This is a genomic window from uncultured Serinicoccus sp. (assembly GCF_947487915.1).
Classification (GTDB): Bacteria; Actinomycetota; Actinomycetes; order Actinomycetales; family Dermatophilaceae; genus Ornithinicoccus.
In genome coordinates this window covers 285,340-311,350 of the sequence record NZ_CANKYH010000004.1, presented here as the reverse complement: position 1 = coordinate 311,350, position 26,011 = coordinate 285,340, and the positions used below count along the sequence as shown (strand labels likewise).

The following is a 26,011-nucleotide window of genomic DNA, read 5'->3' as shown; positions in this document are numbered from 1 at the left end:
CCTGGAGGGAGTAGCCCGTGCTGGAGCTCATCGAGCAGTTCAACGTCCTCGGGGCGTTCTGGCTCAACATCCGGCTCGCGGCCGTGTCCTTCGTGCTGGCGATGGTCCTGGGGACCGTCATTGCGATCCTGCGCCTGGCTCCGGTCTCGGTGCTCAACTGGTTCGGCGCCACCTACGTCACCCTCCTGCGCAACACCCCGCTGACCCTCATCATCGTCTTCGCCAACCTCGGGCTGTGGCTGCAGCTGGGCATCGAGTTCGTGCCCCGGGAGGGGAACCCCAACTTCATCCTCGAGAACAACTTCTGGCTCGCCGTCCTCGGGCTCACCGTCTACCACGCGGCGTTCATCTGCGAGGCGATCCGGTCCGGCGTCAACACCATCCCGGTGGGGCAGAGCGAGGCCGCCCGCTCCATCGGCCTGGGCTTCGGCCAGAGCCTGCGCGAGGTCATCCTCCCCCAGGCCTTCCGCGGCGGCATCACGCCGATCGGCAACGTGCTCATCGCGCTCATCAAGAACACCACCGTGGCGGTGGCCATCGGCAACCGAGAGATCGCCTACCAGATGCGCAACATGATGGAGTTCCGGCCGGACGCCGGCATCCTCATCTTCCTCATCGTCGCCATCGGCTTCGTCATCCTCACGCTGCCGGTCGGCCTCGGCACGAGCTGGCTCTCCTCCAAGCTGGCGGTGAAGCGATGAGCGCTCAGCAGGTGCTCTTCGACATCCCCGGGCCGAAGGCCCGGGCGCGGCACCTCCTCTACGGCGTCCTCGGCACCCTCGTGCTCCTGGGTCTGCTGGTGCTCGTCCTCATCCGGATGGCGAACCGGGGCCAGTTCGAGGCGGCGAAATGGACGCCGTTCCTGGAGAGCAACACCTGGACCTTCTACCTGCTGCCCGGGCTGGTCACGACCCTGCAGGCGGCAGCGGTCGCCGTTGTGCTGTCCATGGTGTTCGGCATCGGCCTGGCCATGCTGCGCATGTCCGACCTCGCGCCGGTCCGGTGGGCCAGTGGCGTCTTCGTCGAGTTCTTCCGGGCCGTCCCGGTGCTCATCATGATGATCTTCACCTGGCAGATGCTGGTGAAGAACCCGACGATGGTCCGCCTCATGGACTCCCTCGGGCTCACCGGTGCCAACGCGACGTTCATCGCAGTCGTGGTCGGCCTGGTCCTCTACAACGCCTCGGTCATCTGCGAGATCGTCCGCAACGGCGTGGGCTCGCTGCCCGGCGGCCAGCGTGAGGCGGGGCTGTCCATCGGTCTGAGCTCGGCCCAGGTGCGCCGCTCGATCCTGGTGCCACAGGCGCTGACCTCGATGCTGCCCGCCCTCGTCAGCCAGATCGTCGTCATCACCAAGGACTCGGCGCTGGGCTACATCATCACCTATCCCGAACTGCTGAGCCGGACCCGCCAGCTCGGCTCGGCCAATGCCAACACGCTGGCCGCCTACCTCGTCGCCGCCGTCATCTTCATCCTCATCAACTATGCGATCAGCAAGCTCGCCGAGTGGATCGAGGGCCGGCAACGGCGCAAGCGCCGTGGCCCCACCGGAGGCGGCGCGCAGACCGAGGACGAGGAGCAGGCCGGCCAGCGCGCCGACGGCGCGACGCTCGAGGCCGGCGGCGCCCAGCGTTAGCGCCCCGCCCGCCCGCACCGGACGCTCGTCCGAAGGGAGGGTCCGGGCCCGCCCGAGCACGACGACCAGTAACCCGCACTTCCGAGGTGACTAGACCTGACCTGCGTAGAGAGGGTATGACCATCCCTTATGCAGAAGAGTCACCTGTGACTTGATAGGGCCCCGAGGGACACACGTTGCCGCACCATCTCCCCACCCCACCACTCCGCGGCACTCTGACTGACCTGACGCGCGGGGCCGTCGAGCTCGGCGACCGGCAGTCCTCCAGGACGCATGCGACGTCCTCGACATGTGCCGCCCAGGTCAGCAGCTGCAGGTGCCCGTCAGTGTTGACCCGCAGGGTGCGCTCACCCAGGCGCCGGCCGACGTCGTCGAGGGCGACGAAGGCGTGCGTGCGTTTGTGGGAGTCGGTGCCAATCATCACCATGGCCGTGGACCCCCGGGCCGATCCTGGAATGACGTCCTGATCGCCGGGTGCGGCGGGCACGCCTCAACCCAGCCCGGAGCAGGCTCCCAGCAAGCCACGCTACACCCGATGGCCAGGGCATCCGGCCGAGCCGCACATCGGGCGAGCAGCCAACGACAAGGTCCGCCGCAGCAGCGGGAACGGAGCGCACCCGACCGGACCGCTCGAGTTAGGCCACGCGCTGCGAGTCGTTGGTCGAGGTGCCGGGTCGGGCACCACCATCGATCTCAGCCTGCCGGACCGAGTGTCCCAAGGTCTCAGCTGATGGAACATTCACGGCATCCGTCTGCGCGACAGAGCTGCCGTGTCCGGGCACGAGACGAGCCTCCAATGCCATAGCAATTCCCTCGATGGTGTGGGACGGTGAATGGGTGGGCGATCTTCCCGCGGCTCGTCGAGGCACGGTGCGTGTCGTGACGATTGCTGCCGGGGGTTTAGCAGTGGCCTACGCCCTTCTCGGTGTTCTGGCCTTGGCCGTGCTTCTTCCTTTTGGTCTGACATCGTCGGCCGGCCCTGGCGCGCTGGATGCTCTGGTCGAGCATGGCACCGGGTGGTGGCTGATTGCTCGGTGGCTTTTCTTAGCGACGTCGCTGTTCGGGCTGGGTCTTGTCGTCGGGTTCAGGCGGGTGGTGCCTCCTGACCGCGCGGCTATGGGTGACTGGTCAGCCGCGGTCGGAGGGCTCGGGTTCGTTGTGGTGGCTGTCGAACAGGTGAGGCTCATCTCTCACGTGCCCGGACTCGTCCGGGCGGTCGCGGCCAGTCCCGATAGGGCCCGTGAGATGGCCAACCTGTCGTTCGTGAACCTCACGGATCGCTACGGCCTGCTCACCTTTGGTGCGGTCGGGCTCTGGGTGTTGGTGACATCCCTGCTGCTGCGTACGTCGTTGCCGATGTGGCTGGTGGGTTGCGGTGTCCTGGTCGCCGCCGTCTTCCTCACCGTCGCTGTGTTCGAGGGAACCTGGACGTCGGTCGTCGCGGCCGTCGGCGCGCTCACGGTTGCCCCGGTCTTCTTCGGTGGTCTCGCGATACTTGTACGGCGGTGGCCGCAGCCTGCCGCGACGGTGGGTGACGACCACGATTGAGCAGTCATGCTCTCGACGTCGCGCCTCGTGCCGGCTCGACGCCGGAGCGGGTGGGAGGAACTTTGCGGTCGGGGTATCGAGTGGGAACGCGTGCCCGAAGGTCTGAGCTGGCAGAAAAGATGCACCCGGGTAGTCCGGCTGGACTCCGCGGTACGCTCGACTGATGGTGAAGTCTGTTGGGCTGAGCTGATGGGGGCGCGGGAGCCGCCGCTGGTGGGACGCGCCGGCGTGGTGCGGGGTCTCGCCGATGTGCTCGGCACGGGCGGTTCGGTGTTGCTGGCCGGGCCGGCCGGGATCGGGAAGACGCGACTGGCCCGTGAGTTGTGTCGAATCGAAACAGCTGGCGGTGGTGGCGTGGAGCGGGTCCTCGCGACCAGGGAGACCACCGCCCGCCCCCTGGGCACACTCGCACCGTTGGGGGTGGTCGCCGATGACGAGAACCCGGTCAAGGCGTTTGGGGTTTTCCTCCGTAGGTGGGCTGAGCGAGGAGGTTCTGCCGGGTCCGTGCTTCTCTGGCTGGATGACGCCCACCACACCGACGCCGCGACGGCAGCCTTGGTCCGGAGCGGCGTCACAGGCCGGAATCTGCGTCTGGTCGGCACCCAACGACCGCACCGTGACCTGCCTGAGGACCTCGAGGCTCTGGTGACCGAGGGGCTCGTTCAGAGGCGGGTGATCCCTCCGCTGGGTCGTCCCGACGCCATCCGCCTGGCCCAGGCCACAGTGGCACCACACCGTTTGGCGTCGGCGCAGTTGCGCTCGATCGTCGCGCTGGCGGGAGGGAATCCGCTGTACCTGCGCGAACTCGCGTGGGCCGCAGCCCGAGGAGATCGCGACGTCGCGAAGGGGCCGGCCCTCGACTTGCTCGTCGGCCGCGCGGTGCTGGACCTGGACCCACTTGCACGCCGGGTTCTCGACATGGTCGCGGTGGTCGAGCCTGCACCCCTGGGGTTGTTCAGCGGTGTTCGTGACGAGCTGGCACGCCTCCGGTCCGCTGGGCTCATCGAACCTCATGGCGACGACACGATCCGCACCGACCACCCGCTTCGGCGGGCGTGGCTGCTACGGGAGCTCGGGCCACATCAACGCGACGTCCTGGGGACCCTGCTGGACGAAGTGCACCGGTCACCCGATCTTGCCCCGGACGCGCTGACCCTGCTGCGCTGGACTGACGGCGCACGTCGACCGGCGGGGCGGGCATTGCTCGAGCGGGCCGCGCGGACGGCGATTGCCCAGGGACGGTCGGGCGAGGCCGAGCGAGTGGCCGCTCGGCTTGATGGTGATGTGGCCAAGCTCCTTCGAGCCCAGGCTCACGTCATCGACGGTGACGTGGACGGAGGCCTCGAGCGCCTCGACCACATCGCCCTCGGCGCTAAGGGCCCGCTCCGGCTCGAGGCGCTGTGGTGGTCGGTCCGGCACCACGGCCTTGCCCTGGGGCGTGTCGAACGCGCCGAGGAGATGCTGGCTGCGGTCGAGCGGGACGAGGGCGGGGAGGTCAGCGAGCAGTTGCTGTTGCGGGCCCGGTTGTGGCTGTGGGCCTTCCGGGGGGCCGCACCGGATGCCGATCTCGATGCGGCAGCTCGCAAGGTGACCGCGATGAGCGAGTCTCCGGAGCGGTGCGAGATGCTCGCGGCACTCCTCGCGGTCATCGGCAACGCCCGAGGTCAACACGCCACCGATCCACTGGTGGAGGAACTCAGCGCCGCGGACGAACGATTCATCGACTGGCCGTCCGAGCGGCTGCGGGGACGACTGGCCCTCGGCTGTTTCTACATCCTCAGACTACGCGCAGGGCGCGGAGCGGCAACGCACACAGAGGCCTACCACCAGGCCCGCCGCCAGCACGACTACGAGTGCGTGCTCTCGCTGGGCGGCAACGCCGGCCTGAGCCAGGCACTGACCGGACAGGTCACCGCGGCCCTGAACTGCAGCGCAGCCCCCGCCGGCGATCCACACGGTCCCGGGTGGATGCGGATGGACGAGCTGCGCCGCGCAGTCCACGCCGCGGCTCTCTGTTACGCGGGAGAGTCCACCCACGCCGCCGACGAACTCCAAGCCTTGGAGGACGGCGGAGCCCGCGACGGTCCTATGCCCATCGCAATGCTCCTGCTGCGCCTGGGCCAGCTGGTCGACGAGACCCACGACCGCAACGGCAGCGCACGGGTTATCGAAGCGCTGGAGCGCACCCGTGCGCGCCCCCAGCTGATCTACCTCGCGCAGGTCTCCCTGGAGACTGTCGACCTCGCCGCCGGCGAGACCGCCGTCGAAGCGCTGGCCGCAACGCTCCCCACGCAGGGCCTCGGCCTCATTGCCCTGGCCGGGCGCTGCTTCCGAGCCCGCCACGAACGTCGAGCCGCGCCCTTGCTCGACTACGGTCTGCAGCTCGAGGCCGCATCCCTGGTCCCGGCCTCCATGCGTGTCCTCACCGACGCTGTGCGCCTGGCACGAAACGACATGACGATCATCACACCCGCCCGAGCGGGCATCCTGCGGCTCCTCGATCGTTGGGACGGGTCGGAGCCATGGTGGCTGGAGGAAGTCCCGACCCCGCGCCAACGCGAGATCGCCACCAACCTTGCCGCCGGCGCCAGCACCGCGGACCTCGCAGACACTCTTGGCCTGTCCCGCCGCACCGTCGAGAACCACCTCCAGCACGTCTACGACTACCTCCACGTGCACTCACGGACAGAACTCGGGCATTCCCTCTACTCCCCACCGAACCGCTGACGCGCTCCCTGCGTCCACCGCGGTCGGCGTGCGGTACCAGCAAGATCACGACAACCGGTCGTCCGCGGCGAGTCGGACCCGGTCTCGTGCCCGCAGATCATCCGCAGCGTCCGGGCCTGCCGGGTCGAGCTCGTAGCCCGTGGTGCACTGCGTCTGCGCGGTGGAGAACACGTGGGTGAACCCGACGCCGTCATAGTCGATGAGGTCCGCGAGCCCGGGGCCACGCAGGTGTGGCGCCAAACTGGGCCACGCGGCAGCAGCACGGGCAGGACGACCTGTGGCACGGACCTAGTCAGGAGCCACGGCAGAGCACAGCGCACCAAAACCGTCCTCATACACCTCATGCGGGCCACTGATGTCTTCATAGGTGAAGCCACCCGGACGGTCCACCAGAATGTGCCTGCCCTTCTCGTGCAGGATGACACCACTACCTGGCTGGTGCTCGTTCCAGAAGCTGCCGGTCTCGACCCACACGTCCCTCGCCTCGGTCTCGGTGGTCGCGTGCCACGCGTAGTGCCCAGTCACAGTCTTGCCGTCTGGCCCGGTCCACACCGCCGTGCCGTGGTAATGGGCCGTTGCCTTCTTGAAGGTGCCGTCTGGGTTGTAGAACTCGGTCTCCCTCACCGTGACGACGTCCGACAGGTTGAGACCTTCGAAGTCGCAAGGGCCCGGGTCGAACTCGCCGGGTGCGAACTCGAACGGCCACGTGATGTTGACCTCGAACGTGTCGTCCACCACGACCTGGGGCTTGCTGTCAGGGCTGGCCACAGCGGCTGGCGACATCGTCACGACGAGCGCCAAGGCCCCAAGGACAGAAGCAGACTTGCGCATGGCATTTCCTCCTTTGTCGTTCCTCAACTGCTGGACCAGCTCGATCATGCGGCCCTATTTCTCTTCCCATATTGCCGCGTGACGGAGGGCGAAGCCATGCCGCGTTGACTGACCGGTAGAGATTGAGTAATCCTGCTGCCTCGCCTGAGTAAGTGGGGAACGCCCCGGTCTCGTCCGAGGTCTGCTCGGGTGCGAGGACCAGGCAGCACGGGGGTTGGCGGCAACTAGCGGTGTCGCACCACCCCGATGTCAACGGCGGCTGAAAAGTGACCAGGTTTCGACGGGGTGGTTTCCAGGCACTGTCGCAACGCCTCCCTAGAGTCCGGGAGTGTGAGGTCGTTGTCGCGACGTGTGAAGAAGGGGCCGGGACGACGTCCGTTGTCGGCCAAACGTGCCCGATTCGTGCAGCTGCGCGAGAGGGGGTGGAGCATCACCGCCGCGGCCCGTGAGGTCGGGGTCTCGCGCAGCGCCGGCAACAACTGGGCCTTCGGGACCAAGGTCTATCGCCGCGGTGAGGTCATCGGCTTCGTGCCGCCGCTGGAGCGGCTGGCAGTGCGACAGATCAGCGCCCGCTACCTCTCGCAAGAGGAGCGGATCGAGATCGCCGACCTGCACCAGGCGGGCCTGACCGTCACCGCCATCGCGGTGCAAGTCGGGCGGGACAAGTCGACGATCTCTCGAGAGCTGCGCCGCAACGCCGGCAAGCAGGGGTACCGCCCCTTCGAGGCACACCGGACCGCCACCGCCCGACGCGGTCGCCACCATCGTCGGCGCGTGGAGAGCAACGCCGAGCTGCGACGCGTGGTCGGGGAGCTGCTTGCCCAGCGGTGGAGCCCCCAACAGATCAGCCGGCACCTGCGTACCCGGTTCCCCGACGACCCTGGCATGCGGCTATGCCACGAGAGCATCTACCAGGCCATCTACCAGCCGGGATCTGCGTTGCTGCGGCCCTCACCGCTGGCGCCACACCGCCGATCGCCGCTGCGGACGGGGCGAGAGCACCGGCGCGCGCAACAGCGCGTCGAGCGACGGCGGCCACGGTTCGAACAACCCATGCTGACCGTGCACCAACGACCCTTCCAGCCCGCCGACCGCACTGTGGCGGGGCACTGGGAGGGCGACCTCATCATTGGCCGGGAGCAGCGCTCAGCGATCGGCACCCTGGTGGAGCGCCAGACCCGGATGGTGCGCCTGCTGCACCTGCCCTACCGAGACGGTGAGGCACTGCACCAGGCGCTGGCCGCCCGCCTGGGAGACCTCCCCCCGCACCTGCGGCGCTCGATCACCTGGGACCAGGGCACCGAGATGGCCAGACACCTGAGCATCACCCGGAACGTGGGTGCCTCGGTCTACTTCTGTGACTCCCACTCACCCTGGCAGCGCGGGTCGAACGAGAACACCAACGGGCTGCTGCGCGACTACTTCCCCAAGGGGACCGACCTCGGCATCCATACCCTCGAGCACCTGCTCGCTTGTCGAGCACGAGCTGAACAACCGCCCCCGGATGGTCCTCGGCGACCGCACACCGCACCAGCTGTTCACCGCGCTGCTAGCCTCCGAAAGTCCACCGGTGTTGCGACGTTGAGTGGAACCCACCCCGTCGATCAGTGGACAGTCTTCAACCGTCGCCGACACCCGAGCGTGGAGGTGTGAAGGAGGGCCAGCAGTGCGGATGACCGAGCTGACGGGCAGGTCACCGATGACGTCACCCCGCAAGGCTTCGTTGCGTCGGGACGTGGAGCGGTTGTTCTGGGTCGAAGCCGCCAAGGAGCTGATCGGCGAGGAGGCAGCACTGGCGGTCGGCGCCGTGCAGGCGGCCGGGAGTCGGTGGTTCCGGGAGCGTGGCGGCATGCCCACATCTCTTGCCTTGCCGCTGAGCGGCTGCGCCAGCACGTCCAGCAGGTCGGACACGGCAGACTGGGAATGGGTCATCGGTGAGGTCTCCTCTGGTGAGTACTTGGCGGTACACACCTGGGGGCACCCCCCGCTTGCGGGGGCGCATCTCGCCGATGACCTCCCTACGTCAGAGAGGCACGCCCACTCCCCGCACCCCACCACTCCGCGGGACTTCTTACCCGCGGCCATCGCGCGACAGCCTCCAACGGGACCTCCCTCACGAAAGGGATTGCCCCGTCTCGTGTCGGAGTGCTGTCATTTCCCACGTAGCCCCCACAGAAAAACCCCCTCTGACCTATCACTGCTGGTCAGAGGGGGTGTGGATGCGCTCCCCCGACTGGACTCGAACCAGTAACCTGCCGGTTAACAGCCGGCTGCTCTGCCAATTGAGCTACAGGGGATCGTGCAGCAGGCACTCTAGCAAGACCGAGGCCTCGCGCCGAAATCCTCGCGCGGCTCAGCTCGCCCGGTCCTCGGGGGGCTGCGGCGGCAGGCCCACCTGGTCGCGCAGGTCGACGCGCGCGGCCCGGACGGCGGCGGCCAGCTCGGCGTCGGACTCCCCCGCCCCGCGGCCCCACAGGACCTGCTCGACCAGCTCGCGGGTCGGGAGCACCTTGCGGATGCAGACCCGCGCGCTGCGGCGCGGCCCGAGGTCGACCGCACGCAGCAGCACCACGCTCGCCGACGTGCGCTCCCGGAAGACCTGCGGCACCATTCCCGGTCCGGTGCGCCGCTGCAGCACCCACTGGCGCCCGCCGAGCTGGTCGACGAAGGACACGGCGAGCGCCCACAGGTCGGGATCCCAGGCGCCGGTGTCGACCTCGTGCCAGGGACGCTCGACCAGGATCTGGCCACCCTCAGCGACCTCCAGGAGCCGGAAGGTCGTCAGCAGCACCCAGTGGCCGGCGCCGTCCTCCTGGGCGCTGGCGAGCACCTGCTCACCCGCGGCCAGCTCCGGCCTGACCGCAGCGGGCACATCGGTGGGGTCACCCTCCGGCTTGGGGGTCGCGCCGATCGTGCGGGTCCGGAACCATCTCATGTCTCACTCCATCCTGGACCGTAGCCGGGCCCGTTCGCGGTGCAGCTCCATGAGCCGCTCGTCCAGTCGGCGCTTGTCCGGGCTGCCCTCCGGCGCCCGGGACTGCTGCCCCAGCAGGTCGCCCACCTCCTGCTCGACGCCGGCCAACCGCACCCGCAGGACCAGCCAGTCGACGAACGCCTCGCGGGGCATGCCGGACTCGGGGTCGAGGCGGTCGGGCAGCGTCGCCACCGACAGCTCGTGCACGAGCGGGTGGACCGGCGGTGGCGTGCCGACGAGCACCGCCTCCACCCAGCCCCGCACGCTGCGCTGCGCCGCGCCCTCGATGCCTCCGGCCTGGCGCATGGCGTGCCAGACCGCCCGGTGCATGGGCGCGCGCAACGCCTCAGGCTCCAGCTCGTCCATGTCCTCGGGCACGACGGCGAGGGGATACTGCAGCGCCACCTGCACCAGCTGCCGCTCCGCGACCTGGACCGGGTCTCGCAGGTCCGGCTGCGGGAGGGTCGGTGCGGGAGGACCCTCCTCCGCCGGGGAGATCTGCTGGCGGGCTGCAGGCGCCGTGGGCGGCGGTCGGTTGGCGGCCCGGGCGACCTCGGTGGTCAGCAGGTCTGGGTCGATCCCCATCCATCCGGAGACGTCCCGGACGACCTCGGGGCGCAGGGTGCGGTCCTTGATCTGGGCGAGGATGGGCGCGACGGCCCGCACGGCCTGCACCCGCTGGGCCGCCTCGGAGAGGTCGTAGGGCGCCAGGGTGGTGCGGACCGCGAACTCGAAGAGCGGGGTGGCCGAGGCCACGAGCTCCCGGACGGCCCGCCCCTGGTCCTCCCCCTCGTCGTCCTTCGTGGCGATCCACAGGTCGTTGGGGTCCTGCCCGTCGGCAGCGACCGCGACGTAGGACTGCGCCGCCCAGCGCTGGTCCTGCTCGAAGGCCTTCATCGCCGCCTTCTGCCCGGCGGCGTCGCCGTCGAAGGTGAAGATGACCTTGGCCGGGGCACGGCCGGCCTCGTCGCGCAGGATCCGCCGCAGGATGGAGATGTGGTCGCTGCCGAAGGCGGTGCCGCAGGTCGCCACGGCCGTGCCCACCCCCGCCAGATGGGCCGCCATGACATCGGTGTAGCCCTCGACCACCACCGCCGTCCGCTCGGTGGCGATGGCCTTCTTGGCCAGGTCGAGGCCGTAGAGCACGCCGGTCTTCTTGTAGATCGGCGTCTCGGAGGTGTTGAGGTACTTCGCCGGGCTCCAGTCGTCGTCGTAGAGCCGTCGCGCGCCGAAGCCCACGGTGTCGCCGGTGATGGCCCGGATCGGCCACAGGACCCGCCCCTGGAAGCGGTCCGAGAGACCGCGTCCGCGCCGGTTGGCCAGACCCCCCAGCACCAGCTCCTCCTCGGTGAACCCCTTGAGCCGCAGGTGGGAGACGAGCGCGGTGCCCTCACGCGGGGCATACCCCACCATGAACTGCGCAGCGTGCCCCCCGGTGAACCCCTTGTCGCGCAAGAAGTCCCGGCCCTTGCGTCCCTCCCCCGAGCGCAGCAGCGCCTCGTGGTAGAACTCCTCGGCCACCCGGTGCGCCTCCATGAGCCGGGTCCGCTGCCCGACCGGCGCCTGCTCCCCACGCCCGCCCCCGCCCGGACCGGTCTCCTCGTAGCGCAGGGTGATCCCCAGCTTGTCCGCGAGGCGCTCCACCGCCTCGGAGAAGGTGAGGTGGTCGATCTCCATGAGGAAGGAGATGACGTCCCCGCCCACCCCGCAGCCGAAGCAGTGGTAGCTGCCGACCGTCGTGCGGATCTGGAAGGAGGGCGTCTTCTCGTCGTGGAACGGGCACAGCCCCTTCATGGCGCCCACCCCGGCGGTGCGCAGGGTCACGTGCTCGCGCACGACCTCCTCGATGGAGGCCCGCTCCTTGACCGCCTTGACGTCCTCGTCCTTGATCCTGGGCACCGTCACCTCCTCCGCTCCGCGCGCCGCCTGACCCGAGTCTAGGTCGCACCACCGACGCCCTCCGGGCCGGTCGAGCACCTGGGGACGACGAGGTAGGCCCACGCCGAGGATGGAATGCGACGGCCCGCCGATGAGTTGTTCCGGCGACGGCCGTCCTACCCACCATGACCTGCGAGGAGACCCCTGTGTCGACAGCGCCCGAGCGCACCACCACCGCCGCCGCACCCCCGGACGAGGCGCGCGTGCGGCTGGTGCTGCGGGTGCTCACGGCCTCGGCGTTCGTCGTCATCCTCAACGAGACGCTGATGCTCAACGCGCTCCCGCCGCTCATGGACGCCTTCGGGGTGGACGCGGGCACCGGTCAGTGGCTCACGACCGGCTTCCTGCTCACCATGGCCGTGGTCATCCCGATGACCGGCTGGTTGCTGCAGCGGCTCAGCCTGCGCACGGCCTACCTGCTGGCCATGGGGGTCTTCATCACGGGCACCGCTCTCGCCGCCCTCGCGCCGACCTTCGAGGTGCTGCTGCTGGCCCGGGTGGTCCAGGCCAGCGGCACGGCGGTGATGATGCCGCTGCTCATGACGACGATCATGACCCTCGTGCCGGCGGAGCGACGCGGCGGCGTCATGGGCAACCTCACCCTCGCCATCTCGGTCGCGCCCGCGATGGGCCCGCCCGTCTCCGGCCTGATCCTGGAGTTCGCCTCCTGGCGCTGGCTGTTCGGCCTGGTGCTGCCCATCGCCATCCTCATGACCCTCGCCGGGGGCCGCCTGCTGCGCGGCGACGAACCCGGCCGCGCCGCCCGGCTCGACGTGCTCAGCGCCCTGCTCACCGCGCTGGGCTTCGGTGGTCTCGTCTACGGCCTGTCCGCCCTGGGTGAAGGCGCTGCGGGCCCGGTCGGCCCCGCCTGGTCGCTCGGGGTCGGGGTGGGCGCCCTCGCGGTCTTCGTGTGGCGTCAGCTGTGGCTCGCCCGCCGGGACGAGTCCCTCGTCTTCCTCGACCTGCGCGCCCTGCGCATCACGAGGTATGTCGTTCCCCTCGCCCTGCTCTGCCTGGGCTTCATGTCGCTCATCGGGGCGATGCTGCTGCTGCCGATCCTGCTGCAGCAGGTGCGCGGCTTCGGCACCCTCGCCTCCGGGCTCATGCTCATGCCCGGGGGGCTGGCCATGGGCCTGCTCGGGCCGACCGTCGGGCGCATCTACGACCGCGTGGGCCCCCGGCCGCTCGTCATCCCGGGCGGAGCCGGGCTGGTGGCCGGTATGGCCGGCATGGCCCTGCTCGCTGACCAGGTGCCCTGGTGGGGGCTGGTGGGTCTGCACGTGGTCGTGAGCCTGTCGCTGGCCTGCGTCTTCACACCGTGCTTCACCACCGGCCTGAGCTCGCTGCCCGGGCGGCTCTACTCGCACGGCAGCGCCATGGTCGGCACCGGCCAGCAGGTGGCGGCCGCCGCCGGTACCGCGCTGGTCGTCACCGTCATGGAGACCCGGGCGTTGCAGCTCGGGGCCTCGGGCCTGGGCGAGCGGGAGGCCCTGGAGGGCGGCATCGGCACCGCCCTGCTCGTCGCCACCGGCATCACCGTGGGTGTCTTCGTCCTCAGCTTCTTCGTCCGCCCGGCACCCAAGACCACGGACGGTCGCTCGGAGCCACCCGCTGAGCCCGCGCGCGAGCGCGGCCAAAGGGTCGCGGCGACGGGCACGGCATACTCCGAGCCCGTAGCCTGAGCCCATGTCCCCGGCGAGCAGCCCGTCCACCGAGCTCGAGGTGGGCGGGCGCACCGTCCGTATCTCCCACCCGGACCGCGTCTACTTCCCCGAGCTGGGGCTGACCAAGCTCGACCTGGCGCACTACTACCGGTCCGTCGGCGAGGGGATCGTCACCGCGCTGCGCGAGCGGCCGTGCATGATGCACCGCTTCCCCGAGGGCATCGCGGGCGAGCGGGTGCACCAGAAGCGGCTGCCCCGCGGCGCCCCGGACTGGATGGAGACGGTGCACGTCACCTTCCCGCGGTGGAACCGCACGGCCGACGAGCTGTGCGTCACCGAGCTGGCGCACGTCATCTGGTCGGTCCAGATGAGCTGCGTGGAGTTCCACCCGTGGAACAGTCGACGTGGGCATGTGGAGCAGCCGGACGAGTGGCGCATCGACCTGGACCCCGGTGACGAGTGCGACTTCGCCACCGTGCGCCGCGTCGCCGGGGTGGTCCAGGAGGTCCTGGCCGAGCTGGGTGCGGTGGGCTGGCCGAAGACGACCGGGTCCAAGGGGATCCACGTCTACGTCCGGATCCCGCCCGAGCACGGCTTCGGCGACGTCCGTCGGGCGGCCCTCGCGTTCGCCCGGGAGGTGGAGCGGCGGACCCAGGAGGCGACGACGGTGTGGTGGCGCAAGGACCGCGACCCGCGCCGGGTCTTCGTCGACTTCAACCAGAACGCCCGTGACCACACCATCGCCGCGGCCTACTCCGTCCGGGCGACGCCGGACGCGAGGGTCTCCGCGCCGCTGCGCTGGGAGGAGGTCGCCGACTGCGAGCCGGGCGACTTCACCGTGCGCACGATGCCCCACCGGTATGCCGAGCTCGGCGACCTGCACGCCGGCATCGACGACGCCGTCTTCGAGCTCTCGCCGCTGCTGGAGTGGGCCGCGCGCGACGAGGCCGAGGGAGCCGCGACCCCGGACGAGCCCGATTGAGGCCCGCCCGTCCGCCCGGCGCGCCGTCGGGTTCGGCACTACCGTGGCCAGCGTGACCTCGATACCCGTCGACCTGCGGACCCTCGCCGTGGTGCAGGCCGGGGGGCAGGGGAGCCGGATGGACGTGCTCACCCGCGAGCGGGCCAAGCCCGCCCTCCCCTTCGCCGGCACCCACGCGCTCATCGACTTCCCGCTGTCGGTGCTGGCGGCCGCCGGGGTGAGCGACGTGTGGGTGTCGGTCCAGTTCCAGTCCTCCTCCCTCGACGGCTACCTCGCCGGCGGGCGACCGTGGGACCTGGACCGGACCCGGGGCGGCTTCCGACGGCTCACCCCCGAGGAGGGCACCGGCCCGGCGCACGAGGAGGGCTTCAGCCACGGCAACGCCGACGGTCTGTTCCGGATGCGCGAGGCCATCCGGGTCGCCGACCCGGACGTGCTCCTCGTCCTGTCCGCGGACCACGTCTTCAACCTCGACCTGCGTCCGGTGGTGGCCGAGCACCTGGCCCGCGAGGCCGAGTGCACCCTCGTCACCGCCGAGATCGGGGTGCAGGAGGCCACCGAGAAGGTCGTGGTGGAGCACGACGCCGACGGCCGGGTCACCGGCGTCCGCGCCAAGCCGCCGTCGACCGACTCGGGCACCGTCGCCACCGAGATCTTCCTCTACCACCCGCCGACCCTGCTGGCCGAGCTCGAGCGGCTGCACGCCGAGCTGCAGGCCGCCGCCGACGGCGAGGACACCGGGCTCGGCGACTTCGGCGACCACCTGCTGCCCGCCCTGGTGCGGCGCGGCCACGTCCACGCCACGCCGATGACCGGCTACTGGAAGGACGTGGGCCGGCCGCAGACCTACCTGCAGGCGCACCGCGACCTGCTCACCGGCACGGTCGACGTCTTCGGGCACCCGGACCGCCCGGTCCTCGGCCAGACCGTTCCCGGACCCCCGGGCTGGGTGGGTGAGGAGGGCGAGCTCGTGGACGCCATGGTCGGCCCCGGCTCCCGCGTCCGCGGCCGGGTCGTCCGCTCGGTGCTGGGTCGCGGGGTCCAGGTCCAGGCCGGCGCCGTGGTGGAGGACAGCGTGCTGCTCGACGACGTGCTCGTCGAGGCCGGGGCGCGCGTGCGCACGAGCGTCCTCGACCGGGGGACGCGGGTCGGCCGCCACGCCACCGTCGGCGCCTGCCCGCCGGGCACGCGGCTGCGCGACGAGACCGTCACCCTGGTGGGGCAGGACTGCCGGGTGCGGGGCGGCACCACGGTGGAGCCGGGCGCCCGGCTGGAGCCCGGCAGCACGACCTGAGACCTGAGCCGCACCAGGGCTCAGCCTCCCCCGAAGGCCGGGTAGGGCGGCAGCACCAGGTCGCTGCGCCGCCAGGTCCGCCGCGCCCAGGCGAGCGCCTCCTCGCAGGCCGCCGCGACGTCGGGCAGCTCGTCGGCGCACTCGCGGACGACCCAGCCCCAGCGCGAGACGAGCAGCGCCCGGAACGCCGGTCCGGTGCGACCCTCCGGGGCCATCGTCCGGTCCGCCATCGCACCGTCGAGGAGCCACAAGGTGCCGGCGAGCACCCAGAGCGCGACCGCGCCGCGCACCTGTCGGGGCCAGTCCGCGTCCTCCGCCAGGCCCGGGACGGCCCCGGACGCCGCTGCGGTGAAGGCGACCAGCGTCGCCCCGGTCAGGCCGGTGGGCGGGGTGAAGACGCACCAGCAGGTGCTGAACGGCTCGGCGGCGTAGGCGGCCTCGTAGGCCACGTGGCGCACCCCGGTCCCCTCGAGGTCGAGCAGCCGGACGCCGGCCGGGGTGAGCAGGGCGTTGTCCGGGCACGCGTCGCCGGGCCCGAGGACGTGCCTGGCCGTGTCGTGCTGCAGCTCGTCGACCAGGTCTCGGGCCTGCGCCGCGGCAGCCCGCCCGGCGCGGATCCCGGCCACCTCGGCGAGGTGTCCCAGCCCGCGCCGTGGGTAGTCCACCTGCCAGCGCCGGTCCTCGGCGGCCAGCGCGCCGCCGAGGTCGCGGCGGGCCGCCTCCAGGGTCACCCCACCCGCGACCGCTGCGCCGAGAGCCCCCGCCCACGCCACGGTATGCCGCCACGCACCGTCCGCGTCCGCCCCGAGCAGGGCGTCGGCGAGGGTCGGGTGGCGGCCGAGGTCCTCCATGACGACGGTCTGCGTGCCCTCGTCCAGGGCGAGGAGACGGGGCGAGCCACGCAGGTGCCGCAGCCCGGCGGCCTCACGGCGCCACCCCAGGGCCGCGCCGCGCCCCTCGGGCTGCGGCAGGAACCGATTGACCACCACCGAGGCCCCCCACCCGTCCGGCGCGACGAGCACCTGGCAGCGGTGCACCTGCGAGCGCGCCGACCCGCCCAGCGGGTCCACCCGCCCGAGCTGCACCCCGGCGGGTAGCACCGCCCGACCGAGGCTCACCCGGCGAGCTCGCGCACGATCTCCCCCGCCGGACGCTCCTGCGCCGCGCGCCACCCGCTCCCCGCCCAGAGGTGGAGCCGCTCGACGTCACCGCGCTCCGCGGCGGCCCGCCGCAGCGGCCGGGTGAGCTGGTCGACGACGGGGAAGGCCCGGGGCGCGTCGGCATACCGACGCGTCCACCCGGTGGCCAGGGCACCGGCCACCCGGCCCGAGTAGGCCCGGGTCAGCACCCGCTCGCCCCGCCGCGGGTCGCGCAGCGCCTCGCGGTAGCTGCGGCCGGCGCCGGACTCGGGGGCCAGGAGCAGAGCGGTCCCGACCTGCACCGCCGCCGCGCCCCCGGACCGTGCCCTCCGCACGTCGCCGGCCGTGGTGACGCCCCCGGCGACCACCAACGGCAGGTCGGTCTCCGGGCGGACCAGCTCCAGCAGCCCGACGTGGTCCACCGGCTCGGGATCGGCCGCCGGGTCGTGCGTGCCCCGGTGACCCCCGGCCTCCTGCCCCTGGAGCACGAGCACGTCCGCTCCGCCTGCTGCCGCCGCCCGGGCCTCCGCCGCCGAGGTGACGGTGACCTGGACCTCGCACCCGGCGCGCCGCCAGCGCTCGACCACCTCGGCGTCCGGGACCCCGAAGGTGCACGAGACGACCGGCGGCGCCAGGGTCTCCACGAGCTGCACCTTGTCCGCCCAGTGGTCCGTGTCGTGCCAGCTCACCGTGCCGGGCCGGACCCCGAGGTCGGCCGCCTCGGGTGCGATGCGCCGGGCGAACGCCTCCACCTCGGCCCCGAGGGCCTCCCGGTCCAGGCGCTGCGGCACGAAGAGGTTGACGCCGAACGGCCTCGTGGTCAGGTCGCGCACGTGGACGAGGTCGGCGGCGAGCCGCTCCGGCGTCTGGTAGCCGGCCGCGAGCATGCCCAGGCCCCCGGCGTCGCTCACGGCCGCGACGAGCAGCGGGGTCGTCACGCCGCCCGCCATGGGCGCGCCGACCACCGGCCGGTCCGTCGAAGCCAGCACGCTCACCGGGACCCCAGCCGGGCGTGGACGGCGAGGGCCCGGGCGTCCGAGAGGCTCGCCACCTGGTCGACCACCGCCCGCAGCCGCGCCACGTCGTCCCCGGCCCGCTCGGCCGCGCGCGCGGCCTCCGCGTGCAGCGGGTCCAGCCGGCGCGCGTCGCCGGAGTAGTGCTCCACCAACCGGGTGAGGATGCGCTGCTCGCGCTCCATCGTCGAGCGGCGCTCCTCGCTGAGCATGACGAAGTGCGCGGCGACCGCCTTGAGCACGGCGGCCTGAGCCCGCACCCGGTCCGGCACCACGAGGTCCGCCGCGTAGCGCGTCAGCGGCCCCGGCCCGTGCCGCTCCCGGGTGGCGAGCTCGACGGTGTGGACGAAGTGCCCGATGAGCCGGGAGGTCATGTCCTTGAGGGCGGCGAGGTCGGCGCGGGTGCCGGTGTGGACGGTCGGCACCCATCCGGTGGCGAGGATGTCGCCCAGCGCGGCCCGCAGGTCCTCGACGGCGAGGTCCGCGGCATACCAGTCCCGCGCCAGCGCGGCCACGGTGGCCTGCACGTCCTCGTCCCGCAGGGCGCGCGGGTCCACCCGTCCCGAGGCGATCGCGTCCTCGACGTCATGGACGCAGTAGGCGACATCGTCCGACCAGTCCATGACCTGCGCCTCCAGGCAGCGCCGCCGTGGCTCGTCGAGCGGGGCGCCGTCCCGTACCCAGGCGAAGACGTCCCTGTCGTCGTCGTAGACCCCGAACTTGGCCGCTCCCACCCCGGAAGGCCCCCCGCCGCGCGGCCACGGGTACTTCGTCGCGGCGTCCAGGCTGGCCCGGGTGAGGTTCAGCCCCGCCGGGCGGCCGTCCTCGTGGCTGCGCTTGGCCTCCAGCCGGGTGAGCACGCGCAGGGTCTGGGCGTTGCCCTCGAAGCCGCCCGCGGGCCCGGCCAGGGCGTCCAGCACGGCCTCCCCGTTGTGCCCGAAGGGTGGGTGCCCGATGTCGTGGGCGAGACAGGCGGTGTCGACGACGTCCGCGTCGCACCCCAGGGCGGCGCCGAACTCCCGGCCGATCTGCGCGACCTCCAGGGAGTGGGTCAGCCGGTTGCGGACGAAGTCGTCGGTCGTCGGCGCCAGCACCTGGGTGGTGGCCGCCAGCCGCCGCAGGGCCGCGGAGTGCACGACCCGGGCCCGGTCGCGGGCGAAGTCCTGGCGGTCCGAGCGCTTCTGCGCCGGGTCCTCGGCCACCCACCGTTCGCGCGCGGAGACGGCATACGCACCGGTCGGCTGGACGCTCACACCGCCGAGGGTATGCGGTCGCGCCCGCGGGCGCGGTCGCGCACCCGCCGCGCACCCTGGGCCAGCACCGGGCCGAGCGGACGGGCCGGGACGTCGACGTAGCCGCCGCGCTCCAGTCCGGCGTGCCGCTCGAACACGCTGCGGGCCGCACGGTCCCCGGTCCGCAGCCACGACCATCCCATCGACGCGACGTAGAGCGGGAGGAAGGGCAGCCCGAGACAGGCCGCCCACTGCCGGGAGTGGGTGAGCTCGTGGTCCAGCAGCCCGGGACGGTACGCCGCCAGCCGGTCCAGGTCGTGGCGGGAGATGACCACGTCGCCGATGGTGAAGGCGCCGGCGGCCGGGAAGGACCAGCGGTAGTGGTCGGCGAGGTAGCACCGGGACGGACCTCGGCGGACCCTGGCCCCGCCGAGGGCGGCCACGGCCAGGCCCAGGGGCGTCGACAGGTTGACCCAGTTGAGCAGGTGGCGCCCGAGGTCGGCCCGGGTGGCCATCAGGTCGTAGCGTAGCGCTGGGCGGCGCGCGCGCGGGCCTTGGCAGCCTCGGTCTCCCGGTCCTTGGGCGGGGCGCTGGTCACCAACGACTCCAGCAGCTCCTCGGTCACCCGGGTGATCTCGGCGACCGCCGTGGCATAGGCCTGCTCGTTGGCCCGGGACGGCTTGCTGGCGCCGCCCACCTTGCGGACGTACTGCAGCGCGGCGGCCTGGACCTCCGAGCGGGTGGCCGGGGGCTCGAAGTTGTGGAGCGGGCGGATGTTGCGGCACATGGCCCTCACTGTGCCACGTCGGGGTCGGACCTGTCCGGCATCGGCGCTAGGGTGCGCGGCATGGGCACCCTGAGCACCCCCCTCGCCGGTCCGCTGGTCACCGTCGACGAGCTGCAGACCGCACTCGTCGGCCCACCCGGCTCACGGCCCGTCCTCGTGGACGTCCGCTGGTCGCTGGGCGCAGGACGGGAGGCCAACCACGCGGCCTACCTCGAGCAGCACCTCCCCGGTGCGGCCTTCCTCGACCTGGAGTCGGCCCTGTCCGCTCCGCCCGCCCCCGACGGCAGCGGCGGGCGACACCCGATGCCGCCGCGCGAGGCCGTCGAGCGGGGGCTGCGGGCCGCGGGGGTGCGGGCGGGGCGCCCGGTGGTCTTCTACGACGCCGGTCCCGGTCTGGGCGCGGCCCGCGCATGGTGGGTCGCCGCCCACCACGGCCTCGAGGGCTCCGTGCTCGACGGGGGGCTGGCCGCCTGGCGTGCAGCCGGGTTGCCCACCGCCACCGGACCGGTCGACATCCCGGACGGCGACATCCGCCTGCCGGGGAACGCGCCAGGTCGCGAGCTGCTCGACGCCGACGGGCTGGTCGCCCACCAGACCGCGGGGGGCCAGGTGCTCGACGCCCGGCCTGCCGACCGCTACCGGGGCGAGAACGAGACCATCGACCCGGTGGCGGGACACGTCCCGGGAGCCGTGAGCCTGCCCGCGCTGACGCTGCTGGGCCCAGAGGGCCGCTTCGTCGACGCCGAGCACGTCGTGCAGGCGCTCACCGACGCAGGCGGACGCACGGACCTCCCGACCGCGGTCTACTGCGGGTCCGGGGTGCAGGCGGCCCACCTCGCGCTCGCCCTGGAGGCGCGCGGGGTGGGCCCGCGCCCGGCGGTCTACGCCGGGTCGTGGAGCGACTGGGTCAGCGACCCCGACCGCCCGGTGGAGCGGTGATCAGCCGCCGACGGAGCGCACCAGCTCGCGGTTGAAGGCGGAGAGGTCCGCCGGGGTGCGGCTGGAGACCAGCCAGTCGTCCACGACGACCTCCTGGTCGACCCAGGTGACACCCGCGTTGCGCAGGTCCGTCTGCAGCGAGGGGAAGGAGGTCATGGTGCGCCCGTCGAGCACGGCCGCGTCGGTGAGGATCCACGCACCGTGGCAGATGACCGACACCGGCTTGGCCTGCTCCCCGAAGTGCCGGGCGAAGGCCACGGCGCCCTGGTCCAGGCGCAGGTTGTCGGCGTTGCCGACGCCGCCGGGGAGGACGAGCGCGTCGTAGGAGGCGGGGTCGGCGTCGGCCACGACGACGTCGACCTCCTGGGTGTGCCCGTTCTTGCCGGTGACGGTGCCGGACTCGGGGGCGATGAGGTGGGGCGTCCCGCCGGCCTCGACCACGGCGTCCCAGGGGCTGGTGAGCTCACTGTCCTCGAAGTCGTCGGTGAGCAGGAAGGCTACGGTCTTTCCATCAAGATTTGCCATACCCACCACGGTAGGAGCCTGGCGCCGCTCCTGCAGGGTGAGCCGTCAGCCGCCGCTCACCGACAGCTCGGCCTGGGCGACGGCTTCCCGCTGGCCGCCGTCGAGGTCGCGGCCCTGCAGCCACCGCTCCGGCAGGGCCACGACCCGGGGAGACCCCGCTCGGCCCCGCTGCCCCTCGGCGGCCTCGCCGGGCCAGGGCTGGTCGAGGTCGAGGCTGTCGATGAGGCGGTCGAGGTCGGCCAGGGTGTGCACGAGCCCGAGCTGGTGGCGCAGCTGCCCCCCGACGCGGAAGCCCTTGGTGTACCACGCGATGTGCTTGCGGATGTCGCGGCAGCCGTGGCCCTCGTCGCCGTGAAAGTCGGCGAGCAGCTCGGCGTGCCGCCGCAGCACCCGGCACACCTCCCGCAGCGTCGGCTCCACCCGCACCGACGACCCGGCGAACGCCGCGGCCAGGTCGGTGAACAGCCACGGGCGTCCGAGGCAACCGCGCCCGACCACCACGCCGTCGCAGCCGGTGCGCTCGACCATGGCGAGCGCGTCCTCGGCCGACCAGATGTCCCCGTTGCCCAGGACGGGGATGGAGGTGACGGCGGCCTTGAGCTCGGCGATGCGGCCCCAGTCCGCCTGCCCGGAGTAGGCCTGCGCGGCGGTCCGGGCGTGCAGGGCGACGGCGGCCGCCCCCTCGTCCTCGGCGATGCGCCCGGCGTTGAGGAAGGTCTCGTGCTCCGCATCGATCCCGACCCGCATCTTCACCGTCACCGGGATGCCCGCGGGCGTGGCCTCGCGGACCGCCTCCCGCACGATGCCCCGGAAGAGCTCGGTCTTCCACGGCAGCGCCGCTCCCCCGCCCTTGCGGGTGACCTTGGGCACCGGGCAGCCGAAGTTGAGGTCGACGTGGTCGGCGCGGTCCTCCTCGACCAGCATCCGGACCGCCGCGCCGACGGTCGCGGGGTCGACGCCGTAGAGCTGGATGGAGCGCGGCGACTCCCCCTCGCCGTGCTCGATGAGCTTCATCGAGATCGGGGTGCGCTCGACGAGGGCACGGGAGGTGATCATCTCGCTGACGTAGAGGCAGTCCGAGCCGCCCGCGGACCCGGCCGCCGCCAGGCCCTCCTGGCCGTACTCCCGGCACAGGCGTCGGAAGGCGCGGTTGGTGATGCCGGCCATGGGCGCGAGCACCACCGGGGAGTCGATGGTGTGCGGGCCGATCTGCAGGGGCGGAAGGACAGGGGCGGTGATCGTCATGGCCCGCCCATTGTCCCACCGCCCCGCGGCCCCGCGGGCCGGCCGCGGTGCGGCGTCAGCGTCTGCGCCGCCTGCTCGGTGACGCAGCGGGTGAGCACGTCGAGGGTGCGCGAGGACAGCCGGGCGCTGAGCCAGTGCAGCGGCACCTCGGTCTCGGCGCGCGGACCCAGGACCACCAGCGCCCCGTCGTCCAGGAGCGGGGCCGCCCACCCGACGGGCAGCATCCCCCACCCCATGCCGAGGACCACCGCGTCCGCGAAGCCGTGGCTCGACCCGACCACGTGGGCCGGTGGGTCCACCTCCCGGCGTGCCCACCGCCGGGCGACCCGGTGCTGCATCCGGTCGCGCTCGTCGAAGCGCACGATCGGGGCCGAGTCCAGCGAGGCGGCCCGCGGCCCCTCGGCGAACCACCGCTGGTGGAAGGCGGGCGAGCACACGGCCACGTAGCGCATCGCACCGAGCGACGTGAGCCGGCAGCCCGGCACCGGGGTCGGGTCCGCGGTCACCGCTGCCAGCGCGGACCCGGCACGGACGCGGTCGGAGGCATACTCCTCGTCCTCCCGGACCAGCTCGAGCACCACCCCCAGCTCGGCCTGGGCCCGGGCGAGTGCGGGAAGCAGCCAGGTGGCCAGGGAGTCGGCGTTCACCACCACGGCGACGGTCGGGTATGCCGTGCCGTGGGTCTCGGGGACGAGCTCGGCCAGCGCGTCGCCCAGGAGGACCTCCCACTGGCCGGCCAGGCGCAGGAGCACCTCGCCGGCCGGGGTCGCCCGGGTCGGCTTGGTGCGGGTCACGACGACGCGGCCCAGCGCCTGCTCCAGCGCCCGGACGCGCTGGGACACCGCCGACGGCGTGACCCGCAGACGGGTGGCCGCCCGGTCGAAGGTCCCCTCCTGCACGACCGCGCTCAAGGTCGTCAGCGCGACGGGGTCGAGGTCCATGTGAAGAGACGCTACAGGTTCTGCAGAATCCTTCATGGCGCTTGATGCCCGGGTCCGGCCGGGAGCGGCCTACCGTGGTGACCATGCCCCTCCCGCTCATCGCCGCCGGCCTCGTCACCGGCATCGCCCTCATCGCCGCGGTGGGTGCGCAGAACGCCTACCTGCTGCGGCAGGGGTTGCGCCGCCAGCACGTCGGCGCGCTCGTCACGCTCTGCGCCGCCTCCGACGTGGTGCTCATCGGGCTGGCCGTGCTGGGGGTGGGTGCGGCGGTCCAGCAGTGGCCGGCCTTCCTCACCCTCGCGCGCTGGGGCGGTGGACTGTTCGTCATCGGCTACGGACTCCACGTGGGCTGGCGCGCCCTGCGCCCGGGGGAGACCCTGGTGGCCGGCGCGGGTCGGCAGGTGTCGCTCCGGCGCGCGCTGACCACCATGGCCGCCCTGACCTGGCTCAACCCGCACCTCTACCTCGACATCATCGTGCTCGGGTCCATCGCCAACACGCACGGCCCGCAGGGCCGGTGGTGGTACTACGCGGGGCTCGTGGGCGCCAGCATCCTGTGGTTCAGCGTGCTCGGCTTCGGCTCCCGGCGCCTGGCGCCGCTGCTGGCCCGGCCCCGGGCCTGGCAGGTCCTCGACGCGCTCATCGCGCTCGTCATGCTGGGCCTCGGTGTCGCCCTGCTCACCGGAGGCTGAGGCATACCTCCGGTCCACCGGCTGCCCGGGGAGGCTGGCGTCAGCAGCCGATGAGACGCTGGGCGAGGTAGGACTCCACCTGGTCCAGCGACACCCGCTCCTGGCCCATCGAGTCGCGGTCGCGGATGGTCACCGCCTGGTCCTCGAGGGTGTCGAAGTCGACGGTGACGCAGTAGGGGGTGCCGATCTCGTCCTGGCGCCGGTAGCGCTTGCCGATCGCCCCGGCGTCGTCGACGTCGACCATCCAGTGCTGGCGCAGGCGGGCGGCGAGGTCCTTCGCCTTGGGCGTGAGGTCGGCGTTGCGTGAGAGCGGCAGCACGGCCACCTTGACCGGGGCCAGCCGCGGGTCGAGGCGCAGGACGACCCGCTTGTCCACGCCGCCCTTGGTGTTGGGCGCCTCGTCCTCGGCGTAGGCGTCGACGAGGAAGGTCATGAGCGAGCGGGACAGACCGGCCGCCGGCTCGATGACGTAGGGGACGTAGCGCTCCCCGCTGGCCTGGTCGAAGTAGGACAGCTCCTGACCCGAGTGCTCGCTGTGCGTGGACAGGTCGAAGTCGGTGCGGTTGGCGATGCCCTCGAGCTCGCCCCACTCGCTGCCGGTGAAGTTGAAGCGGTACTCGATGTCGACGGTGCGCTTGGAGTAGTGCGACAGCTTGTCGGCCGGGTGCTCGAGGTGGCGCAGGTTGTCGGGGTCGATGCCGAGGTCGGTGTACCACCGGGTGCGCTCGTCGATCCAGTACTGGTGCCACTCCTCGTCCTCGCCCGGCTTGACGAAGAACTCCATCTCCATCTGCTCGAACTCGCGGGTGCGGAAGATGAAGTTGCCCGGCGTGATCTCGTTGCGGAAGGACTTGCCGGTCTGGGCGATGCCGAACGGCGGCTTCTTGCGGGAGGTCCCCAGGACGTTGGCGAAGTTGACGAAGATGCCCTGGGCGGTCTCCGGGCGCAGGTAGTGCAGGCCGGACTCGTCCTCGATGACCCCGAGGTAGGTCTTGAGCATCATGTTGAACTCGCGCGGGGCGGTCCACGCCTTGTTGCCGCAGTTGGGGCAGGTGATGTTCTCCAGCGACACGTCGTCGGGGTCCACCTCCTTGCCCTTGCGGGCCGCCTTCTCGGCCACCGCCTCCTGCATGTGGTCCACCCGGAAGCGCTTGTGGCAGGACTGGCACTCGGTGAGCGGGTCGGAGAACTCACCCACGTGGCCGGAGGCCACCCAGGTCTGCCGCGGCAGGATGATCGAGGAGTCGAGTCCGACGACGTCGTCGCGGGTCTGGACCATCGAGCGCCACCACTGCCGCTTGATGTTCTCCTTGAGGGCGACGCCGAGGGGCCCGTAGTCCCAGGCCGAGCGGGTGCCTCCGTAGATGTCTCCCGACGGGAACACGAAGCCTCGGCGCTTGCACAGGGACACGACGGTATCGACGGTGGAGGGAGCCATGCACCCAGTCTAAGCGGCGTGCGGCGGGCCTCCGGACCCGGTTTAGGCTGGTCCGGTGAGCACCAGCGAGCCCTCCCCCGACCGCGAGGCACCGGGCGCCACGGCCGCGCCCGGGCCGGTCCGCAGCGCCATCGAGCGGGCCAGCCGACCGGCCCTGCTGCAGCTGGCCAGGCTGCCGGTGTGGCTGCCCTTCCTGGCGCTGCTGCTGCTCATCCTCGGGGGCGGCATCCTCGGGGGCACCGCCGGCTGGATCCTCGTCGGCGTCGCCCTGGCCTTCGTCGGCTGGCTGCTCTACCTCTCCTGGCCGCGGCTGACCGGGGTCGAGCGGCTCATGCGGGTGGCCGTGCTGCTGCTCTTCCTCGCCGTGACGGTCGTCCAGCTGGTACCCCGCGGCTGACGGGGGCGCAGGGCCTGGGGAGGATCGGGCGGGCTGCGCGGCCGCCCGTCATGTTTTGACAATCATTAT

Annotated in this window: 22 protein-coding genes, 1 tRNA gene and 2 pseudogenes; 12 read left to right on the top strand and 13 right to left on the bottom strand. The window is 72.1% G+C overall.

The annotated features are described in order from the left end of the window. Positions 1–17 precede the first annotated feature (17 nt). From Q0795_RS06830 to Q0795_RS06815, 4 genes are all read left to right on the top strand, one after another. A complete protein-coding gene (locus Q0795_RS06830) occupies positions 18–701 on the top strand; it encodes an amino acid ABC transporter permease (protein WP_298888186.1) in 684 nt (227 codons plus the stop codon). Next, complete coding sequence (locus Q0795_RS06825; protein ID WP_298888184.1) at positions 698–1,636, top strand: amino acid ABC transporter permease; 939 nt, start codon at positions 698–700, stop codon at positions 1,634–1,636. Before Q0795_RS06830 ends, Q0795_RS06825 begins: the two co-directional genes overlap by 4 nt. A gap of 879 nt (positions 1,637–2,515) precedes the next feature. Next, positions 2,516–3,184 (top strand): hypothetical protein, encoded by a 669-nt coding sequence (locus Q0795_RS06820; RefSeq protein WP_298888182.1) that lies wholly within the window; start codon positions 2,516–2,518, stop codon positions 3,182–3,184. Positions 3,185–3,397: 213 nt separating this feature from the next. Continuing rightward, a complete protein-coding gene (locus Q0795_RS06815) occupies positions 3,398–5,911 on the top strand; it encodes a LuxR C-terminal-related transcriptional regulator (protein ID WP_298888180.1) in 2,514 nt (837 codons plus the stop codon). A gap of 288 nt (positions 5,912–6,199) precedes the next feature. On the opposite strand, the gene Q0795_RS06810 is transcribed toward Q0795_RS06815, so the two are convergent. After that, positions 6,200–6,790, bottom strand: coding sequence for a hypothetical protein (locus Q0795_RS06810; protein ID WP_298888179.1), 591 nt, complete (start codon positions 6,788–6,790; stop codon positions 6,200–6,202). Between the two features lie 237 nt (positions 6,791–7,027). Between Q0795_RS06810 and Q0795_RS17225 the strand changes: the two are divergent. Next, positions 7,028–7,213, top strand: a pseudogene (locus Q0795_RS17225) (helix-turn-helix domain-containing protein); the annotation flags it as partial. A 48-nt stretch (positions 7,214–7,261) separates the two neighbouring features. Beyond that, positions 7,262–8,327, top strand: a pseudogene (locus Q0795_RS06800) (IS30 family transposase). A 639-nt stretch (positions 8,328–8,966) separates the two neighbouring features. On the opposite strand, the gene Q0795_RS06795 reads toward Q0795_RS06800, so the two are convergent. From Q0795_RS06795 to dnaG, 3 genes are all read right to left on the bottom strand, one after another. After that, positions 8,967–9,039, bottom strand: a tRNA-Asn gene (locus tag Q0795_RS06795). Positions 9,040–9,095: 56 nt separating this feature from the next. Continuing rightward, the gene (locus tag Q0795_RS06790; RefSeq protein ID WP_298888178.1) at positions 9,096–9,677 is read right to left on the bottom strand and encodes a hypothetical protein; all 582 of its coding nucleotides are present in this window, start codon (positions 9,675–9,677) and stop codon (positions 9,096–9,098) included. 3 nt (positions 9,678–9,680) lie between these two features. After that, positions 9,681–11,615, bottom strand: coding sequence for a DNA primase (dnaG, locus tag Q0795_RS06785; protein ID WP_298888177.1), 1,935 nt, complete (start codon positions 11,613–11,615; stop codon positions 9,681–9,683). A gap of 185 nt (positions 11,616–11,800) precedes the next feature. On the opposite strand from dnaG, the gene Q0795_RS06780 reads away from it, so the two are divergent. Genes Q0795_RS06780 through Q0795_RS06770 form a run of 3 tightly spaced genes read left to right on the top strand, consistent with a single transcriptional unit; the run spans position 11,801 to position 15,594 of the window. Then, positions 11,801–13,336 carry an MDR family MFS transporter gene (locus tag Q0795_RS06780; RefSeq protein WP_298888175.1) on the top strand — a complete coding sequence of 512 codons (1,536 nt, stop codon included), beginning with the start codon at positions 11,801–11,803 and terminating at the stop codon, positions 13,334–13,336. A gap of 4 nt (positions 13,337–13,340) precedes the next feature. Continuing rightward, positions 13,341–14,300 (top strand): non-homologous end-joining DNA ligase, encoded by a 960-nt coding sequence (gene ligD, locus Q0795_RS06775; RefSeq protein ID WP_298888173.1) that lies wholly within the window; start codon positions 13,341–13,343, stop codon positions 14,298–14,300. A 52-nt stretch (positions 14,301–14,352) separates the two neighbouring features. Next, positions 14,353–15,594 carry a glucose-1-phosphate adenylyltransferase family protein gene (locus Q0795_RS06770; RefSeq protein WP_298888170.1) on the top strand — a complete coding sequence of 414 codons (1,242 nt, stop codon included), beginning with the start codon at positions 14,353–14,355 and terminating at the stop codon, positions 15,592–15,594. A 20-nt stretch (positions 15,595–15,614) separates the two neighbouring features. On the opposite strand, the gene Q0795_RS06765 is transcribed toward Q0795_RS06770, so the two are convergent. The 5 genes from Q0795_RS06765 to Q0795_RS06745 are packed head-to-tail and all read right to left on the bottom strand — an operon-like array spanning position 15,615 to position 19,765. After that, on the bottom strand, positions 15,615–16,712 hold the full coding sequence (locus Q0795_RS06765; protein ID WP_298888168.1) for a hypothetical protein: 1,098 nt from the start codon (positions 16,710–16,712) through the stop codon (positions 15,615–15,617). Next, positions 16,709–17,728, bottom strand: coding sequence for a nitronate monooxygenase (locus Q0795_RS06760; RefSeq protein WP_298888166.1), 1,020 nt, complete (start codon positions 17,726–17,728; stop codon positions 16,709–16,711). The genes Q0795_RS06765 and Q0795_RS06760 overlap by 4 nt, the downstream gene beginning before the upstream one ends. Continuing rightward, the gene (locus Q0795_RS06755; RefSeq protein WP_298888164.1) at positions 17,725–18,999 is read right to left on the bottom strand and encodes a deoxyguanosinetriphosphate triphosphohydrolase; all 1,275 of its coding nucleotides are present in this window, start codon (positions 18,997–18,999) and stop codon (positions 17,725–17,727) included. The genes Q0795_RS06760 and Q0795_RS06755 overlap by 4 nt, the downstream gene beginning before the upstream one ends. Beyond that, positions 18,996–19,493: a hypothetical protein gene (locus Q0795_RS06750; protein ID WP_298888162.1), complete on the bottom strand. Its 498-nt coding sequence runs from the start codon at positions 19,491–19,493 to the stop codon at positions 18,996–18,998. Before Q0795_RS06750 ends, Q0795_RS06755 begins: the two co-directional genes overlap by 4 nt. Continuing rightward, positions 19,493–19,765 (bottom strand): DUF2277 domain-containing protein, encoded by a 273-nt coding sequence (locus Q0795_RS06745; protein WP_298888160.1) that lies wholly within the window; start codon positions 19,763–19,765, stop codon positions 19,493–19,495. Before Q0795_RS06745 ends, Q0795_RS06750 begins: the two co-directional genes overlap by 1 nt. 60 nt (positions 19,766–19,825) lie before the next feature. Between Q0795_RS06745 and Q0795_RS06740 the strand changes: the two genes are divergently transcribed. Then, a complete protein-coding gene (locus Q0795_RS06740; protein ID WP_298888158.1) occupies positions 19,826–20,704 on the top strand; it encodes a sulfurtransferase in 879 nt (292 codons plus the stop codon). Here the strand turns inward: Q0795_RS06740 and Q0795_RS06735 are convergent, their stop codons facing one another. From Q0795_RS06735 to Q0795_RS06725, 3 genes are read right to left on the bottom strand one after another with little or no spacing between them, the layout of a single operon-like run. Continuing rightward, positions 20,705–21,229: a type 1 glutamine amidotransferase domain-containing protein gene (locus Q0795_RS06735; protein ID WP_298888156.1), complete on the bottom strand. Its 525-nt coding sequence runs from the start codon at positions 21,227–21,229 to the stop codon at positions 20,705–20,707. 45 nt (positions 21,230–21,274) lie between these two features. Next, on the bottom strand, positions 21,275–22,474 hold the full coding sequence (gene dusB, locus Q0795_RS06730; protein ID WP_298888154.1) for a tRNA dihydrouridine synthase DusB: 1,200 nt from the start codon (positions 22,472–22,474) through the stop codon (positions 21,275–21,277). Then, positions 22,471–23,415, bottom strand: coding sequence for a LysR family transcriptional regulator ArgP (locus tag Q0795_RS06725; RefSeq protein WP_298888152.1), 945 nt, complete (start codon positions 23,413–23,415; stop codon positions 22,471–22,473). The genes dusB and Q0795_RS06725 overlap by 4 nt, the downstream gene beginning before the upstream one ends. A gap of 83 nt (positions 23,416–23,498) precedes the next feature. Here Q0795_RS06725 and Q0795_RS06720 point away from each other — a divergent pair, with 83 nt between their 5' ends. Then, a complete protein-coding gene (locus tag Q0795_RS06720; protein ID WP_298888151.1) occupies positions 23,499–24,107 on the top strand; it encodes a LysE/ArgO family amino acid transporter in 609 nt (202 codons plus the stop codon). Positions 24,108–24,147: 40 nt separating this feature from the next. Here the strand turns inward: Q0795_RS06720 and Q0795_RS06715 are convergent, their stop codons facing one another. Further along, positions 24,148–25,545: a glycine--tRNA ligase gene (locus Q0795_RS06715; protein WP_298888149.1), complete on the bottom strand. Its 1,398-nt coding sequence runs from the start codon at positions 25,543–25,545 to the stop codon at positions 24,148–24,150. Positions 25,546–25,600: 55 nt separating this feature from the next. Here Q0795_RS06715 and Q0795_RS06710 point away from each other — a divergent pair, with 55 nt between their 5' ends. After that, complete coding sequence (locus Q0795_RS06710) at positions 25,601–25,942, top strand: DUF6703 family protein (RefSeq protein ID WP_298888147.1); 342 nt, start codon at positions 25,601–25,603, stop codon at positions 25,940–25,942. The last annotated feature ends 69 nt before the right edge of the window (positions 25,943–26,011 follow it).

What these genes read in the sequence shown, in the direction of transcription:
- Q0795_RS06825 (WP_298888184.1), top strand. Translation starts at nt 698, where the DNA reads ATGAGCGCTCAGCAGGTGCTCTTCGACATCCCCGGGCCGAAGGCCCGG.
- Q0795_RS06810 (WP_298888179.1), bottom strand. Translation starts at nt 6,790, where the DNA reads ATGATCGAGCTGGTCCAGCAGTTGAGGAACGACAAAGGAGGAAATGCC.
- Q0795_RS06790 (WP_298888178.1), bottom strand. Translation starts at nt 9,677, where the DNA reads ATGAGATGGTTCCGGACCCGCACGATCGGCGCGACCCCCAAGCCGGAG.
- ligD (WP_298888173.1), top strand. Translation starts at nt 13,341, where the DNA reads ATGTCCCCGGCGAGCAGCCCGTCCACCGAGCTCGAGGTGGGCGGGCGC.
- Q0795_RS06750 (WP_298888162.1), bottom strand. Translation starts at nt 19,493, where the DNA reads ATGGCCACCCGGGCCGACCTCGGGCGCCACCTGCTCAACTGGGTCAAC.
- Q0795_RS06745 (WP_298888160.1), bottom strand. Translation starts at nt 19,765, where the DNA reads ATGTGCCGCAACATCCGCCCGCTCCACAACTTCGAGCCCCCGGCCACC.
- Q0795_RS06740 (WP_298888158.1), top strand. Translation starts at nt 19,826, where the DNA reads ATGGGCACCCTGAGCACCCCCCTCGCCGGTCCGCTGGTCACCGTCGAC.
- Q0795_RS06735 (WP_298888156.1), bottom strand. Translation starts at nt 21,229, where the DNA reads ATGGCAAATCTTGATGGAAAGACCGTAGCCTTCCTGCTCACCGACGAC.
- dusB (WP_298888154.1), bottom strand. Translation starts at nt 22,474, where the DNA reads ATGACGATCACCGCCCCTGTCCTTCCGCCCCTGCAGATCGGCCCGCAC.
- Q0795_RS06725 (WP_298888152.1), bottom strand. Translation starts at nt 23,415, where the DNA reads ATGGACCTCGACCCCGTCGCGCTGACGACCTTGAGCGCGGTCGTGCAG.
- Q0795_RS06720 (WP_298888151.1), top strand. Translation starts at nt 23,499, where the DNA reads ATGCCCCTCCCGCTCATCGCCGCCGGCCTCGTCACCGGCATCGCCCTC.
- Q0795_RS06715 (WP_298888149.1), bottom strand. Translation starts at nt 25,545, where the DNA reads ATGGCTCCCTCCACCGTCGATACCGTCGTGTCCCTGTGCAAGCGCCGA.